Below are 15313 nucleotides of genomic sequence, written 5' to 3'. Positions count from 1 at the left end.
CCGTGATCGCATTGATGGGACCGAGGCACGAAGCCTCGCTGTGTTGTGTTCGACGATCTTATCGGCCACACTATTCGGGTCAACGTAGATTCGCCGAATCAATGCATGGAAAGCCACATATCCCGCGAAAAAAAGCGGATTCCGCTGATCGGATCCGATGAGGCGGCGAAGTTGCTCGGGATATCCCTGCGCACGCTCTACTCCTACGTCAGCCGTGGCCGCATCGGCCGCGTAATCGATCCCGTCACGGGCAACAGCCAGTACAACAGGGCGGAGGTCGAGGAATACGCGCGCAAGCGCGATCGCGGCCGCAGCGCGGGCAGCGCCGCGCGGGCTTCGCTCAGTTTCGGATTGCCAGTGATGGACAGCCAGGTCTGCGCCATCAAGGCCGGCAGACCGTGGTTTCGCGGCCAGGACGCCATCGCTTTCAGCGCGACCGCCACGCTCGAGCAGACGGCGGCCTTGCTTTGGGACGTGGATAGCCTGCCCGAGACGGGCCGCGCGGATGTGGCGGAGGACGCCGGCGCGGGCGGCGAGCGCTTTCTGCCGCGCTTTCATCAATGGCTGCTCACGAACATGGATCGGCTGCACGTGCGCGAGGCGCTGAGCCGCGACGAGCAGCTTAGGCACGCCAGCCGCATCCTGCGCGCCGGCGCGATCCTCGCGGTTGGCGATGAGCTGCATGGCGCTGCGATACACGAGGCCATGGCGCGCGCCTGGGGCGTGCCGGCCGGCGCGGCCGACATCATCCGACGCGCGCTCGTGCTGCACGCCGACCACGAGCTGAATCCGTCCAGCTTCGCGTTGCGCTGCGTCGCCTCGACCATGGCATCGCCCTATGCCGCCACCCTTGCGGGTTGTTGTGCGGCCAGCGGCGTCAAACACGCGAACTTTTCGGCGGTGATGGCCTTGACTGGCGCGACATTGCGCGGCGAGGAACCAGCCGCGTTGGTGGCCGCCCACGTGGCGACAGGCCAGGCGTTGCCGGGCTTCAACCATCCGCTCTATCCCAAGGGCGACCCGCGCGCGACGGCCCTTCTCGATGACCTCCGGGGCATCGCGTCCGGCCGCGATATGGCGCGCATCGACGGGCTGCTCCATGCTGCCCGCTCCAGTCAGGGCCTGCTGCCCAAGAACGATTTTGCCTTGGCCGCGGTCACGCATCTGCTGCGCCTGCCGACGGACGCGTGCGAGCGCATTTTCGTGGTCAGCAGAATCGTCGGTTGGAACGCGCACGCCCTGGAGCAGTACAGTTCGCCGCTGCTCATCCGGCCCCGGGCGCGCTACGTGCCGGACTAGGTGCCGTTGGCCCGGGAAAGGGCGCGCAGCGCCGTCAACGCCGATCCGCGGTCGGTGGTTTGCGGCGGGCCTGCAAGGTCTGCTCGACGGCCAGCGCCAGCCCCAACAGGCGCACGTCGTCGCCGGGCCTGGCCAGCATGTCCAGTCCGACCGGCAATCCGACTGGCGCGCCAGCGTCGGGTGGCGTGAAGCCGGCCGGCAGGTCGATCGCCGGGAATCCCAGGGCCGATGCGAATATGCCGTTGCGTTCCGGCCTGGGGGCATCGCCCACGGCCAAGGGGGGGCGCTTCTGTGCCGGGTAGACCATGGCGTCCAGCGCCTGGGTGTCCATCAAGTCCAACATCTTGCGGCGTAGTGTGTCGCCGTAGCGCAGTGCCTCGCGGTACTCCGGCATGGCAAGAGGGTCCTGCCAGGCCACGGACTGCTGCAGGAACTTGCTCATCCCGGCGGGATACCGGCCCGCGGCCACATATGCGCGCAGCGAGGCCGGCCCGGCGCCCGTGGGCAGGCGCGCCAGGAACGCCTCGAATAATGGGCCGAACTCATAGTTGGCCACGTTGAGCCGCTTGCTGCCCAAGTCGGAATCGAATTCCGCGTCGTCAATCTCGACGATTTGCGCTCCTTGCGCGCGCAGGGCGTCCAGCGCCGTGCGTATGATCGCATTCACCGGCTCGTGTTCGGGACCTTTGCCGAACAGGTTCGCCAGCACGCCGAAACGCTTGCCGGCCAGGGACGCGCGCGCCGGCGGGCCCGCCCGCAGAGCCGTTGCCGCGCGCGCCGCCTCGGCGCCGGCAGGCCGCGGATCTACCATGACGGCAAGCACCCGCGCGGCGTCGTCCACCGACCGGCAGATTGGGCCGACCACGTCCATGGTCGAGGACTGCGCGATGGCGCCGCGCCGGCTGACCAGCCCGGCCGTGCTGCGCAGCGCCACCACGCCAGCGGAACTGGCGGCGTTGCGCAGTGAATTGACGGTTTCGGTGCCCAGCGCGCACAGGCTCATGCCGGTGGCCACGGCCACCGCTGAGCCGCCGCTGGAGCCGGCGGCAAATCGCGTGGGATCGTAGGCATTGAGCGTCTGGCCGCCCAGCGAACTGATGGTGCTGCCGGCCACGGCGAGCTCGTCAAGGTTCGTTTTACCTATGAACAGCGCGCCCGCGTCGCGCAACCGGCTCAGCGCGTCCGCGTCTTCGCCCGCCACATTGCCATGCAATAGAACGGAGCCCCCTGTCGTGGCCATGCCTTTTGCGTCGAGGTTGTCTTTGACCGCTATCGGTATGCAATGCAACGGCAACACCGTGCCCGCGCGCCGAAGCGCATCCAGCTTCTGCGCGTCCGCGAGCAGGTCCGGGTTGACCGAGATGAACGCCTTGAGTTGCGGGTCCCGCTGCCTGATCGTTGCCAGCGCATTGCGCGCGACGTCTGCGCAACGGATGCGGCCCGCGGCTTGCGCCTGGAGCATTTCGGCGATCGACAATTCGCCCGGGTCCGGCGCGGACGCGGGCGAAGCGTCGGCAGGCGGGATTGGCAAGGCCAGGGCGCATGCCAGGATGGTCTTGATATGGTGGCTCACGGCCATGGTGGTTCTCCCCATTCCCGCGCGGCGGGATCGTTCTGGTTGGATGCAACGCCGGCTCATCATGAGCGCGGCGGCGCGCGGCGTCCAGGTTGATTCGTCGAAGCAACGTTTACGTCGCCTGCGCGCATCGCCATAATTTCCACGCGGTCTCCTGCGCGCCGCCGGCGCGGCGCATTCTTCTTCTGGAATATCGAATGTCACAAGATTCTCCGCGCACATCCTGGCCGACGGGCTACTTGATCAAGCCCTGTGCCGATGCCCTGCCCGACGGTTGTGTCGACTTCTTCCGGGCCGCACCGGCCGCGGTGGTGGCGGACTGCGCCGGCCTGCAGGTTGCCTGTATTGGCCTGCGGCCTTTCCACGGCGCTGCGGGGGCGAAGCTGTGCGGTCCCGCCCTGACCGTTCGCGTGCGTCCCGGCGACAACCTCATGATCCACAAGGCATTGCTGATGGCGCGCACGGGCGACGTCATCGTCGTCGATGGGGCAGGCTACCTGTCCCGCGCGCTGGTGGGGGGACTGATGCGCGCCACGGCGCTGGCGAAGGGGCTGGGCGGGTTTGTGGTGGACGGCGCTATCCGCGATCTTGATGAGTGGGCTGACGGCAAGGTCCCTGTCTATGCGCGCGGCCATACGCCGCAAGGGCCGGAAAAGCAGGGGCCGGGCGAAATCAACGTGCCGGTGGTGTGCGGCGGCATAGACATCGTCCCCGGGGATCTTGTGATCGGCGACACGGATGGCGCGATTGCCGTCCCTCGCAAGGTGCTGCATGGCCTGGCAGAGCGGGTAACCCTGCACCTGCGGCGCGAAGCGAGCATCCGGGAACAGAACGCCGCCGGCCGGCCGGATGCCGCGCGCATAGATGACCTGCTGCGGGCGCGCGGCGTGCCTGTCTAGGTCGGACGCAACTTTTGGAACGCTCCGATTCCCGCGATGCCGGCAAGGCCATGGTCCTTGCCCGACCGCCTGCCGTTGCTTCTGGCCGGGCGCGGTAAAATCCGCTCCCCATGCGCTATTCCGATTTCGACCAACGTCTCGCCGCCCTGGGCGCCCAACCGGCCCATCGCGGCCGGGTCATGCGCGCCTGGCTGACCGGTCAGGCGTTCGACAGCGACACGTGGCGGCGGCGCTTCGACAACTATCTGCCACTGGCGCTGCGCGAGGCGCTGCCCGCCCTGTCCGCGGAGCTGGACGGCCTGGCGCGCGTCCGCTCCGAACATACCGGCCACGATGGCTCGCGCCTGCTGGTCGACCTGGCCGACGGCCAGATGGTGGAAAGCGTGCTGCTGCCGCGCGACGGACTCTGTGTTTCCACCCAGGTCGGCTGCGCGGTCGGCTGCCGGTTCTGCATGACCGGCAAGAGCGGCCTGATCCGCCAGGTCGCCAGCATGGAGATCCTGGCGCAGGTGGTGCTGGCGCGGCGGCAGCGCGCGGTCAAGAAAGTCGTTTTCATGGGCATGGGCGAGCCGGCGCACAACCTGGACAACGTGCTCGAAGCCATCAACCTGCTCGGCACCGAAGGCAATATCGGCCACAAGAACCTGGTGTTCTCCACCGTGGGCGATCCGCGCGTGTTCGAGGCGCTGCCGCGGCAACCCGTCAAGCCCGCGCTGGCGCTGTCGCTGCATACGACCCGGGCCGAACTGCGCGAACACCTGTTGCCGCGCGCGCCGAAGATCGCGCCGCAAGATTTGGTGGAAATGGGCGAACGATACGCCCGTGACACGGGCTACCCGATTCAGTACCAATGGACGCTGCTCAAGGGCGTCAATGACGGCGACGACGAACTCGACGCCATCCCGCGCCTGCTCAAGGGCAAATTCGGCGTGCTCAACGTCATCCCCTTCAACAGCCTGGAGGGCGACGACTACCAGCGTCCCGAGACCGAACGCATCCGCGAGATCGTCCGTATCCTGCACCGCCGCGGCGTCCTGACGAAGGTGCGCAACAGCGCCGGGCAGGATGTGGATGGCGGCTGCGGCCAGCTGCGGGCCAGGGCGGTGGGCGCGGAGCGGGTGGTGCGGTTGCGCCGGTCACGGGGCGCGACCGCCTGACTCGGCCGCGCGGGCGGGCGCGCCGGCTACGCTGCGCGATATGCGCTGAGGCCTACCCCGGCATGTCCGCCGGATGATCCGCCGGCTCGCGGTTCAGTTTCGCGCAACGGTACAGCCCCTCCCGGTCCAGGATCGTCATCCCGCCATAGTGGGTCTGCAGTATGCCTTCCCGCGCCAGCCGGGTCAGGGCGGTGTTGCAGCGCTGGCGCGACACGCCGCACAGGCTGGCGATCTCTTCCTGCGAGATCTTGAGGCGGCCATTGGTGCCGGAATGCTGCTCGGCGTTCAGCTGCGCGGCGACGGCGCGGGCCACGGTGGTGTCGACGTCCAGCAGCACGTTGCCGGTATAGCTGGCCATCAGCCAGTTGACGCGCTGCGCCAGGTGCATCATCAGCGCCTTGGTGAACTCGATATTGTTGTTCCATAGGCGTTCGCAGGTGTCGCGCGGCAGGATCGCGACCTGGCTCGGTCGCAGCGCCACCACTTCGTATTCGAACGGCTCGCGGCGGATCATGGTGGCCTCGCCGAACCAGCTGCCGGTGCTGAAGCCAGCCAGCGACAGCGATTTGCCGTCCGAGCCGCGCGACGACCATTTCACCAGGCCGTCCACCACGCCGTACCAGCCCAGGGACTTCGAGCCCTCGCGGAACAGGCGTTCGCCCGCCTGCAAAGACACCACCCGCAGCTCGGCCCGCACCACCTCGCGTTCGAGCTGCGGCTGGCCGTTGTACCAGGGTACGACGGCCAGCATCCGCTCCACCGGGTCTTGCCTGGCTCGCCGCTTCGGGCTGGCAGGTTCATGGCCGGTTCCGGCCGCTGCTGCGCGCATGGTTGTCCCCGTTCCGCCGTGGTGAGGGCGCCCAGGTAAACCCTAGGGCGCTTTGTCAACATGATGACTGTTCGCATTTGGGGCCGGTCCGAGAATATTCGGGGCCCCAGAGCCAAAAAACCATAAGAGGAGACAGGTATGTTGTCAATGCCACGCAGGTTTTCGCGCGCTGTCCTGGCCGGCGCCATCGCCGGCGCCCTGCTGCACGCGGGTGCGGCCCAGGCGCAGGTGTCCGACGACGTGATCCGGATCGGCTTCATCACCGACATGTCCGGCGTCTATTCGGGGCCGGACGGCCCGGGCGGGGCCGAAGCCATCAAGATGGCCATCGAGGAGATGGGCGGCGAGATCAACGGCAAGAAGATCGAACTGTTGACGGCGGACCACCAGAACAAGGCGGACATTGCGTCGGCCAAGGCGCGCGAGTGGTTCGACCAGCGTGGCCTGGACATGCTGATCGGCGGCACCAATTCCAGCACGGCGCTGGCGATGTCCAAGGTGGCCGCGGACAAGAAGAAGCCGATCATCGTGGTGGGCGCGGGCGCGCCGGCCCTGACCAACGAGCAGTGCACGCCGTACACGCTGAACTATGCCTACGACACCGTGGCGCAGGCGCGCGGCACGGGCGCGGCGGTGGTGAAGGCGGGCGGCAAGAGCTGGTACATCCTGACGGCGGACTATGCCTTTGGCCATGCGCTGCAGGCCGATACCACCAAGGTGGTGGAGGCGGGCGGCGGCAAGGTGGTCGGGTCGGTCAAGCATCCGCTGTCGACCAGCGATTTCTCGTCGTTCCTGCTGCAGGCGCAGGCCAGCAAGGCCGAGATCCTGGCGCTGGCCAATGCCGGCGCGGACGCCACCAACGCGATCAAGGCGGCCAACGAGTTCGGCCTGACCAAGACGATGCGGCTGGCCGGCATGATCATGTTCATCAACGATATCCACGCCATGGGCCTGGAGACGGCCAAGGGCATGTACCTGACCGACAGCTGGTACTGGAACGCGTCGGACGAGACGCGGGCCTGGGCGCAGAAGTTCTACGAGCGCCGCAACGCCATGCCGTCGTCGCTGCAGGCGGCCGACTATTCGGCGGCCATCCAGTACCTGCGCGCGGTCAAGGCCACCGGCACGGACGACGCCGACAAGGTGCTGGCGTATCTGCGCGAGAACAAGCTCGACGACGTGTACATCAAGAACGGCGTGGTGCGCCCGGACGGCCGCGTGGTGCATGACATGTACCTGCTGCAGGTCAAGACGCCGGAGGAATCGAAGGCGCCCTGGGACTACTTCAAGGTGGTGCAGACCATTGACGGCAATGAAGCCTTCACCACCAAGGCCGAGACCCGCTGCGCCCTTTGGAAATAAGAGAACCGCCATGGCAAAACGCAAAGTGATCGTGACCATTGCCCCCACCGGGGGCATGGCGTTCAAGAGCCAGAACCCACATCTGCCGACCCAGCCGGCCGAGATCGCCGAGGATGTCTACCGCTGCTACAACGCCGGGGCCAGCGTGGTCGCGCTGCACGCGCGCCGTCCCGACGACCAGGCCACCTGCGACGCGGCCATCTACCGCGACATGAACCAGCGCATCCGCGAGCGCTGCGACATCGTGCTGAACAATTCCACGGGCGGCGGCGTGCACGGCGACATGGTCAAGGAAACCACGCCGGGCACCTGGGAGATCCTGTGGGAAGAGCGGCTCAAGGGCATGGACGCCGGCGCCGAGATGTGCACGCTGGATGCCACCACGCTCAATCTGGCCTTCGGCGACCGCGAATACCTGATGAACACGCCCTTGACGCGAGCCCGCGAGCTGGCGGCGGGCATGAAGGCGCGCGGCATCAAGCCGGAGTGGGAGGTGTTCAGCCCGACCCACATCCTGCAGGACGCGACCACGCTGATCAACGAAGGACTGGATGAAGAGCCGCATTTCATCAACCTGGTGATGAATGTGCACCGCAACTTCCAGAACGCGATGCCGTTCTCGCCGCGCCACCTGCAGATGATGGTGGACCTGCTGCCCAGGAACAGCATCTTCTGCGTCAGCGGCATCGGGCCGTCGCAACTGGAGGCCAACATCAGCGCGCTGCTGCTGGGCGGCCACGCCCGGGTGGGCCTGGAAGACAACCTGTATTACCGCCACGGCGAGCTGGCGACCAATGTGCAGCTGACCGAGCGCATCGTGCGCATCATCCGCGAGCTGGACATGGAGCCCGCGACGCCCGCCGAGGCGCGCGAGATCATGGGGTTGCCGCTGCGCAGCGGGGTGCGGCCGGAATTCGCGCTGTGAGAGCGGCGCGGCATTTTTCCAAGGATGTAGCCTGATGATTGAATCGTTGAAGGGCAAGCGGGTCCTGATCACCGCCGGCGCGGGGGGCATCGGCCTGGCCATCGCGCGCAAGTTCCTGGCCGCTGGCGCGCAAGTGCACATCTGCGATGTGGCCGCGGAAGCGGTGCAGGCCGCCGTGCAGGCGCACGCCGGCTTGAGCGGCAGCGTCACGGACGTGGCCGACGAAGCCCAGGTGCTGGCCATGTTCGCGGAGTTGGCCGAACGCTGGGGCAAACTGGATGCGCTGGTGAACAATGCCGGCGTCTCGGGCCCCACCAGCCGGCTCGAAGACACGGACCTGGCGGCGTGGCAGGCCACGCTGGACGTCAACCTGACCGGCACGTTCCTGTGCGCGCGCAGCGCGGTGCCGCTGCTGCGCGAGGCGGGCGGCGGGGCCATCATCAATATCTCGTCGGTCGCGGGCCGGCTGGGCTTTTCGCTGCGCAGCCCCTACAGCGCCAGCAAATTCGGATTGGCGGGGCTGACGCAGACCTGGGCGATGGAACTGGGACCGTCCGGCATCCGCGTCAATTCGGTGCTGCCGGGCGTGGTGGCGGGCGACCGGGTCGAGCGCATCATCGCCGCGCGCGCGGCGGCCGGCGGCGTCAGCAACGACGCCATGCGCGCGCAGTTGGTGGAAAAGGTGTCGCTGCGCAAGATGACCCAGCCCGAGGACATCGCCAACCAGGTGGCGTTCCTGTGTTCGGACGAGGGCGCGATGATCAGCGGCCAGAGCATCTCGGTGTGCGGCAACGTTGAATACCTGGGGTAGCGAAGAGGCGGCGGGGCACGCCGGCTATGCCCGGACACTGAGTCCGCGCGCCTCGATGCGGATCGGCGTGCCGATATCGCGGCGCCATTGCGCGGGCCCCGATACGTGCAGGTTGCCGCCGTAGGCGTCCACCGCCACCGTCACCGGCATGTCGACCACGTCGAACTCGTAGATTGCCTCCATGCCGAGATCCTCGAACGCGACCACGCGGGCACGGCGGATCGCCTTGGACACCAGGTAGGCCGCGCCGCCCACGGCGATCAGGTAGGCGGCGCGATGGCGCTGGATCGCGGCGACCGCGTCGGGGCCGCGTTCGGCCTTGCCGACCATGGCGATGAGGCCGGTGTGTTCCAGCATCATGTCCGTGTAGCCGTCCATGCGGGTGGCGGTGGTGGGGCCCGCCGGGCCGACGGCCTCGTCGCGCACGGCATCCACCGGTCCGACGTAGTAGATCACGCGGCCGCGGAAATCCGCCGGCAGCGGCTGGCCCCGCGCCAGCAGCTCGCGGATGCGCTGGTGGGCGGCGTCGCGGCCGGTGAGCATGCGGCCGTTCAGCAGCAGGGTCTCGCCGGCGCGCCAGCGGGCGACCTCGTCGCGGGTGAGCGTGTCCAGGTCGACGCGCCGGGCCGTGGCGGCCTGCGCCGCCGGACCCAGGTCGGGCCACAGGTCGAGCGAGGGCGGTTCCAGGTGCGCCGGCCCGCTGCCGTCCAGCACGAAACGGACGTGGCGGGTGGCGGCGCAGTTGGGGATCAGCGCGACCGGCTTGGCGGCGGCGTGGGTCGGGTAGGTCTTGAGTTTCACGTCCAGCACCGTCGTCAGGCCGCCCAGGCCCTGCGCGCCGATGCCCAGCGCGTTGATGCGCTCGTACAGCTCCAGGCGCAGCGCCTCTTCAGGGGCAAGCGCTGCGCCGCTGGCGGCGCGTGCCTGCAACGTGTGCATGTCCAGCGGCTGCATCAGGCTTTGCTTGGCCAGCAGCACGGCCTTTTCGGCGGTCCCGCCGACGCCGATGCCCAGCATGCCGGGCGGACACCAGCCGGCGCCCATGGCCGGCACTTGCGCCAGCACCCAGTCCACCACGCTATCGCCGGGGTTCAGCATGGCCAGGCGCGCCTTGTTTTCCGAGCCGCCGCCCTTGGCCGCGACGGTGATTTCAAGACGGCCGCCCGGCGCGATCTCGACGCTGGTGACGGCCGGCGTGTTGTCGCGGGTGTTGGCGCGCGCGAACAGCGGGTCGGCGATGACCGAGGCGCGCAGCGGATTGTCCGGGTCCAGCCAGGCGCGCCGCACAGCGGCGTTGACCGCGTCTTCCAGGCTGCCGGTGAAGTCCGCCCATTGCACGTCCATGCCGACCTTGAGGAAGACGTTGACGATGCCGGTGTCCTGGCAGATGGGGCGCCGGCCAATGGCGGCCAGGCGCGAACTGGCCAGGATCTGCGCCATGGCGTCGCGCGCCGGGGCGCTGGTTTCGCGTTCATGGGCGCGGGCCAGGTGCGCGATGTAGTCGGGCGAGTGGTAATGACTGATGTACTGCAGCGCGCCGGTGATGGAGTCGATCAGGTCTTGCTGTCGGATGCGGGTCATGGGCGGGGACGATTGCGCGGGAGGAGCGCCGTCCGGAATCCGCGCGGATCCGGACGGCGGGTGTCATTCGGCGTGCAGGGTGACGCCGGGCCGGTCCTTGACCAGCGTGACGGCGATGAACGAGACCGCGGCCATGACGACGACGTACACGCCCACCAGCCACGACTGGCCGGTGGCGGAGATGATGGACTGCGCGATCATGGCGGCGAAGGCGCCGCCCAGGATAGAACCCAGCGCATAGCCGGCCGACACGCCGGAATAGCGCACGTCGGCGGGGAACATCTCGGCGTAGAGCGCGGCCTGCGGGCCGTAGGTCAGGCCCAGCGGCAACGACAGCGCGGCCAGCGCCAGGGCGAATTGCAGCGGATCGCCCGACTCGATGAAGGTCCACATCGGAATGGCCCACAGCGCCAGCAGCAGGTAGCCGAGCTGGAAGGTGCGCACGCGGCCGATGCGGTCGCCGAGCCAGCCGCCCAGCAGCGTGGTGCCGAGCCAGCAGGCGGCGGCCAGGGTGCAGATCATCAGCACCTGTTGCGGCGGCATGCGCAGGGCGCGGCTGCCGTAGCTGATGAAGAAGCCCACCAGCAGGTAGCCGGCGGTGCTGTTGCCCACGAAGATCAGCGTGGTCAGCGCGATCTGGCGCGGGTGCTTGCGCAGCAGCGCGCCCAGCGGCGCCGAGGAGTGGCTGCGGCGCGATTGCATGCGCAGGAATACCGGCGATTCCTCGACCGCGCGGCGGATGAAGACGCCGACGATGATCAGCGCGATCGACAGCAGGAAGGAGATGCGCCAGCCCCAGGCCATGAAGTTCTCCGCGCCGACCAGGGTGGTGATGCACCACAGCGCGCCCGTGGCGACGATCATGCCCAGCGGCACGCCGATCTGCGGAAAGGCGCCGAACAGCGAGCGCCGGTCTGTCGGCGCGTGCTCGACCGCCATGAGCGCCGCGCCACCCCACTCGCCGCCGGCCGAGAAGCCTTGCAGCACGCGCAAGCCCACCAGCATCACTGGCGCCCACAGCCCGATCTGGGCGTAGGTCGGCAGCACGCCGATCAGGGCGGTGGATACGCCCATGAGGATCAGGGTGGCGGCCAGCACGCGCTTGCGGCCATAGCGGTCGCCAAGGTGGCCGCAGACGATGGCGCCCAGCGGGCGGAACAGGAAAGCCACGCCCACGGTGGCGAACGACAGGATCAGCGACAGTTCGGGATTGTCCTGCACGAAGGGGGCGAAGAACAGCGTGCCCAGCACCAGGCCCGCGGCCTGCACGTAGATGAAGTAGTCGTACCACTCGATGGCCGAGCCGACCAGCGTGGCGGCGAGCACCTTGCGGTCTTCGGCGCTGACCAGCGCCGCGGATGGCCGGCGTTCGCCGGCGGACGCGGGCGCGACGGCGCCCTGTCCGGGGAAATCTGTCTGCATGCGTGTCTCCTGTGGGGGGCGCGGACCGTGCCGCTGTGTTTTTGTTCGAGGGTTGGCCGGAGCGGATGAAGACCCGCTCCGGCCGTCGCGTCAGGCGGCGGCTTGCGCCGGCCGCGGCGCATCGGGCTGGTTCTCGGGACGGGCGGCGTCGAAGGCGGGCAGCGCGGCGCAGGCCTCGACGATGGCGCGCACCTGGGTGAATGGCGCCAGGTCGACGCCGTAGCGCAAGGCGTTGTAGACCTGCGGCACCAGGCAGCACTCCACCAGCGTCGGCGCATCGCCCAGGGCATAGTGGCCGCGCCTGGCGGGCAGGGCGGCCTCGAAGGCGCGGAAACCCTCTTCGCACCAGTGGCGGTACCAGTCGTGTACCTGGTCGTCGTCGGCGCCGAATTGGGCGCGCAGGCGCTTGAGCGCGCGCAGGTTGTTCAGCGGATGCACCTCGCAGGCCACCAGCAGCGCCAGCGCCCGCGCCTGGGCGCGACCGGCCGGGTCGGCCGGCAGCAGCGCGGGTTCGGGGTGGCGGGCGTCCAGGTACTCGATGATGGCGAGCGACTGCTGCAGGCGCAGCCCGTCGATCTCCAGCATCGGCACCAGGCCGAACGGCGCCAGCGCGCGGTAGGCCGGCTGCAGGTGTTCGCCCTGGGCCATCTGCCAGGGCACCTGGCGATAGGGCAGGCCCTTGAGCGCCAGCGCGATGCGCACGCGGTAGGCCGCGGAGCTGCGCCAATAGCTGTGCAGTGTGAGGGAGGATGTCTCGGCCATGGCGCAGTCCCCTTCAGGCCGTGGCGGCTTGCGGCGCCGACCGGGCGGCGGGCAGCGGGCGGGTGCCGGGAATCCGCACCTGCTGGTCGATGTCGCCGAACAGGCTGTTGCCGGCCTCGTCGCGCATGGCGATGCGGACGCGGTCGCCGTGCTTGAGGAAGGGCGTGCGCATCTGGCCGTCGCGCAGCTGTTCGCGCACCCGCGCTTCGACCAGGCAGCACACGCCGACTGCGTCGCTGGCGTTGGAAATGGTGCCGCTGCCCAGGATCGTGCCGGCGCCCAGCCGGCGCGTGCGCGCGGCATGGGCGATGAGTTCACCGAAGTGGAATTGCATTTCCTCGCCGGCCTGGGGCTGGCCGATTAACCGGTCGTTGAGCCACACTTGCATCGCGCGGTGCAGCTTGCCGTCGCGCCAGTAGGGCGCAAGCTCATCGGGCGTGACGAAGACGGGCGACAGCGCCGACGCCGGCTTGCCCTGCAGAAAGCCGAAGCCCTTGGCCAGTTCAGGCAGCACCACGTTGCGCAGGGTGACGTCGTTCACCAGGCCCAGCAGCACCACGTGTTCCAGGGCGGTCGCGGGGTCCACGCCTTGCGGTACGTCGTCGGTGATCACCACGATCTCGGCCTCCAGGTCGACGCCCAGGTCTTCACTGGTGGCGGTGATGGGGTCGCGCGCGCCCATGAAGTCATCCGAGGCACCCTGGTACATCACGGGATCGGTGAGAAACGACGGCGGCATTTCTCCGCCACGGGCGCGGCGGGTCAGGTCGACGTGATTGAGATAGGCCGACGCGTCCAGCCATTGGTAGGCGCGCGGCAGGGGCGCGGCGCAGCGTGCCGGATCGAACGGCTGGCCGTCGCTGGCGCGCAGGTCGTCGTATTCCGCTTGCAGCAAGGGCGCGCAACGGGCCCAGTCATCGAGCGCCTGCTGCAAGGTGGCGGCAATGTGCGGCACCGCCCGCATGCAGGTCAGGTCACGGTTGACGACGACCAGCTGGCCGTCGCGGCTGCCGTTGTTCAGGGTGGCGAGTTTCATGGGTGGCAATTCCGTGGTCAGGCGCGCCGAGACACGCGGCGCGCGATATCGAAAGGGGATCAGGCGGTCAGTTCGGCCCACATCTCGCGGTCGCGCTGGGCGGTCCAGACGCGCGGGTCGGTGATGCCGCTGGCTTCGTCGAAGGCGCGCGAGATGTCGAAGGGAATGGCGTGTTCGTAGATCACGACGTGGCCGAACTCGGGGTCCATCACGCGGCGGGTGTCTTCGTAGACCTGCTTGAGGCCCTTGCCTTCGCTCACGCCCTGGCGGGCGCAGCCGTACAGCGTCTCGACCCAGCGGCGGGTGTAGCCGATGGCCTCGCGGCAGGCGCCGGCGCTGGTGAGCGCGGGGCCGCGGCCGGGCACCATCTGTTTCGGCGCCAGGGCCTGCAACCGGTCGAGCGTGGCCGGCCAGTCCGACAGGTAGGCGTCGCCGGTGTAGACGCCGGCGTTGAATTCGACCAGGTCGCCGGCGAAACAAATGCCTTGCGAGGGAATCCAGACGATGGAGTCGCCACGCGTGTGGCCAGCGCCCAGATGCATCATGCGCACTTCCAGCTTGCCCATGAACAGGGTCAGCTCGCGCTCGAACACGGTGGTGGGCCAGGTCAGCCCGGGAATGGTCTCGGCGGACTGGAACAGGCGCGGGAAGCGGCCGATCTCGGAATCCATGTCGGCCTGGCCGCGTTCGGCGATCAGCTCGTAGGTGCCGCGGCTGGCGTAGGTGTTGACGGCGCCTTCGGCGGCGAAGGCCGACGCGCCCAGCACGCGCACGGCGTGGTAGTGCGTCAGCGCGACGTGGCGGATGGGCTTGTCGGTGACGCCGCGGATGGCGCGGATCAGGTTCCGCGCCATGGCCGGCGTGGCGGTGGCGTCGACCACCATCACGCTATCGTCGCCGATGATGACGCCGGAGTTGGGGTCGCCGTCGGCGATGTAGGCGTAGGCGTTTTCGGACAGGCGCTCGAAGGAGGTCTTCTTTTCCGCCACGTCGGCCTGGGATGCGAAAGGCTTGCTCATCGTGTTCCTTGTCTGGATGAATGAAGGGATTCGGGTCAGTCCGCGCCGCCATGGTGGCGCGCATGGCTGGTGGTGCCGGTGGCGCCGGGCTTGAGGCCGGCGGCCTTGTCGCGGTTCCAGGCGGCCAGTTCCTCGTGGGCGCTGCGGCGCTTGCGCGCCACGTAGTCGGCCACGGGCAGGCGCGCCGTCAGTTCCAGCCGGATGCCGTTGGGGTCGAAGAAATAGATCGAGCGGATGAAGTGATGGTCGGTCGGGCCGACCACCTCCACGCCATGCGCCAGCAGGCGCTGGCGCATGCGCTCCAGTTCGGCCTCGCCGCGGATTTCCATGGCGAAGTGGTTGACCCAGCGCGGCGTGGCGGGATCGGGCTGGCTCAGCGCGTTGTCGCCCAGGTCGAAGAAGGCAATGTGCGAGTGGTCGGCGAATTCGAAGAACAGGTGCACGAAGGGGCAGTGTTCACCGGTGGACGGCACCCGTTCTTCCTTGACCACGTGCACCAGCGGCAGGCCCAGGATGTCTTCGTAGAAGCGGCGGGTTTCCTCGGCATCGCGGCAACGCCAGGCGAAATGGTGCAGGCCCTGGATGGACGGGCAGGCGGCCGCGGGGGCGGGGGAATCGGTAAGCTGCGTCATGGC

At 68.6% G+C, this 15313-nt stretch carries 14 protein-coding genes; 6 read left to right on the top strand and 8 right to left on the bottom strand.

Features of this window, described 5'->3' with window-relative positions:
* Positions 1 to 45: 45 nt before the first annotated feature.
* On the top strand, positions 46 to 1299 hold the full coding sequence (locus ACVN9Z_RS04180; protein WP_131727724.1) for a citrate synthase family protein: 1254 nt from the start codon (positions 46 to 48) through the stop codon (positions 1297 to 1299).
* 34 nt (positions 1300 to 1333) lie between these two features.
* On the opposite strand, the gene ACVN9Z_RS04175 is transcribed toward ACVN9Z_RS04180, so the two are convergent.
* Positions 1334 to 2878 carry an amidase gene (locus ACVN9Z_RS04175; protein ID WP_006385772.1) on the bottom strand — a complete coding sequence of 515 codons (1545 nt, stop codon included), beginning with the start codon at positions 2876 to 2878 and terminating at the stop codon, positions 1334 to 1336.
* An 89-nt stretch (positions 2879 to 2967) separates the two neighbouring features.
* Between ACVN9Z_RS04175 and ACVN9Z_RS04170 the strand changes: the two genes are divergently transcribed.
* Positions 2968 to 3774, top strand: coding sequence for an RraA family protein (locus ACVN9Z_RS04170; RefSeq protein ID WP_233256815.1), 807 nt, complete (start codon positions 2968 to 2970; stop codon positions 3772 to 3774).
* A gap of 110 nt (positions 3775 to 3884) precedes the next feature.
* On the top strand, positions 3885 to 4931 hold the full coding sequence (locus tag ACVN9Z_RS04165) for an RNA methyltransferase (RefSeq protein WP_054500025.1): 1047 nt from the start codon (positions 3885 to 3887) through the stop codon (positions 4929 to 4931).
* A 52-nt stretch (positions 4932 to 4983) separates the two neighbouring features.
* On the opposite strand, the gene ACVN9Z_RS04160 is transcribed toward ACVN9Z_RS04165, so the two are convergent.
* Complete coding sequence (locus tag ACVN9Z_RS04160) at positions 4984 to 5682, bottom strand: Crp/Fnr family transcriptional regulator (protein WP_458213152.1); 699 nt, start codon at positions 5680 to 5682, stop codon at positions 4984 to 4986.
* A 216-nt stretch (positions 5683 to 5898) separates the two neighbouring features.
* Between ACVN9Z_RS04160 and ACVN9Z_RS04155 the strand changes: the two genes are divergently transcribed.
* From ACVN9Z_RS04155 to ACVN9Z_RS04145, 3 genes are read left to right on the top strand one after another with little or no spacing between them, the layout of a single operon-like run.
* Positions 5899 to 7122 (top strand): ABC transporter substrate-binding protein, encoded by a 1224-nt coding sequence (locus tag ACVN9Z_RS04155; RefSeq protein WP_020926221.1) that lies wholly within the window; start codon positions 5899 to 5901, stop codon positions 7120 to 7122.
* Positions 7123 to 7132: 10 nt separating this feature from the next.
* A complete protein-coding gene (locus ACVN9Z_RS04150; protein ID WP_024070480.1) occupies positions 7133 to 8047 on the top strand; it encodes a beta-keto acid cleavage family enzyme in 915 nt (304 codons plus the stop codon).
* A gap of 34 nt (positions 8048 to 8081) precedes the next feature.
* Positions 8082 to 8858, top strand: a complete 777-nt coding sequence (locus ACVN9Z_RS04145; protein ID WP_020926223.1) for an SDR family oxidoreductase — start codon at positions 8082 to 8084, stop codon at positions 8856 to 8858.
* 24 nt (positions 8859 to 8882) lie between these two features.
* Here ACVN9Z_RS04145 and ACVN9Z_RS04140 read toward each other — a convergent pair whose 3' ends face one another.
* The 6 genes from ACVN9Z_RS04140 to ACVN9Z_RS04115 all read right to left on the bottom strand — a co-directional run bounded on the left by ACVN9Z_RS04140 (position 8883) and on the right by ACVN9Z_RS04115 (position 15310).
* Positions 8883 to 10439, bottom strand: a complete 1557-nt coding sequence (locus ACVN9Z_RS04140; RefSeq protein WP_104413527.1) for a fumarate hydratase — start codon at positions 10437 to 10439, stop codon at positions 8883 to 8885.
* 63 nt (positions 10440 to 10502) lie between these two features.
* Entirely contained in the window at positions 10503 to 11861 is a 1359-nt protein-coding gene (locus ACVN9Z_RS04135) for an MFS transporter (RefSeq protein ID WP_173361826.1), read from the bottom strand.
* A gap of 90 nt (positions 11862 to 11951) precedes the next feature.
* On the bottom strand, positions 11952 to 12623 hold the full coding sequence (gene maiA / locus ACVN9Z_RS04130; protein ID WP_054518155.1) for a maleylacetoacetate isomerase: 672 nt from the start codon (positions 12621 to 12623) through the stop codon (positions 11952 to 11954).
* 13 nt (positions 12624 to 12636) lie between these two features.
* Positions 12637 to 13659, bottom strand: coding sequence for a fumarylacetoacetate hydrolase family protein (locus ACVN9Z_RS04125; protein WP_458213151.1), 1023 nt, complete (start codon positions 13657 to 13659; stop codon positions 12637 to 12639).
* Between the two features lie 59 nt (positions 13660 to 13718).
* Positions 13719 to 14678, bottom strand: a complete 960-nt coding sequence (locus ACVN9Z_RS04120; RefSeq protein ID WP_006385783.1) for an MBL fold metallo-hydrolase — start codon at positions 14676 to 14678, stop codon at positions 13719 to 13721.
* A 35-nt stretch (positions 14679 to 14713) separates the two neighbouring features.
* Positions 14714 to 15310, bottom strand: a complete 597-nt coding sequence (locus ACVN9Z_RS04115) for a VOC family protein (RefSeq protein ID WP_024070476.1) — start codon at positions 15308 to 15310, stop codon at positions 14714 to 14716.
* Positions 15311 to 15313: the final 3 nt, after the last annotated feature.

This window comes from Achromobacter sp. KK8 (genome assembly GCF_054188005.1).
This window is presented reverse-complemented; position numbering and strand designations above follow the sequence as displayed.

Bases quoted from the DNA above. Each gene is read 5' to 3' on its own strand.
- ACVN9Z_RS04175 (WP_006385772.1), bottom strand. From the start codon at position 2,878: ATGGCCGTGAGCCACCATATCAAGACCATCCTGGCATGCGCCCTGGCC.
- ACVN9Z_RS04165 (WP_054500025.1), top strand. From the start codon at position 3,885: ATGCGCTATTCCGATTTCGACCAACGTCTCGCCGCCCTGGGCGCCCAA.
- ACVN9Z_RS04160 (WP_458213152.1), bottom strand. From the start codon at position 5,682: ATGCTGGCCGTCGTACCCTGGTACAACGGCCAGCCGCAGCTCGAACGC.
- ACVN9Z_RS04155 (WP_020926221.1), top strand. From the start codon at position 5,899: ATGTTGTCAATGCCACGCAGGTTTTCGCGCGCTGTCCTGGCCGGCGCC.
- ACVN9Z_RS04150 (WP_024070480.1), top strand. From the start codon at position 7,133: ATGGCAAAACGCAAAGTGATCGTGACCATTGCCCCCACCGGGGGCATG.
- ACVN9Z_RS04145 (WP_020926223.1), top strand. From the start codon at position 8,082: ATGATTGAATCGTTGAAGGGCAAGCGGGTCCTGATCACCGCCGGCGCG.
- ACVN9Z_RS04140 (WP_104413527.1), bottom strand. From the start codon at position 10,439: ATGACCCGCATCCGACAGCAAGACCTGATCGACTCCATCACCGGCGCG.
- ACVN9Z_RS04135 (WP_173361826.1), bottom strand. From the start codon at position 11,861: ATGCAGACAGATTTCCCCGGACAGGGCGCCGTCGCGCCCGCGTCCGCC.
- maiA (WP_054518155.1), bottom strand. From the start codon at position 12,623: ATGGCCGAGACATCCTCCCTCACACTGCACAGCTATTGGCGCAGCTCC.
- ACVN9Z_RS04125 (WP_458213151.1), bottom strand. From the start codon at position 13,659: ATGAAACTCGCCACCCTGAACAACGGCAGCCGCGACGGCCAGCTGGTC.
- ACVN9Z_RS04120 (WP_006385783.1), bottom strand. From the start codon at position 14,678: ATGAGCAAGCCTTTCGCATCCCAGGCCGACGTGGCGGAAAAGAAGACC.
- ACVN9Z_RS04115 (WP_024070476.1), bottom strand. From the start codon at position 15,310: ATGACGCAGCTTACCGATTCCCCCGCCCCCGCGGCCGCCTGCCCGTCC.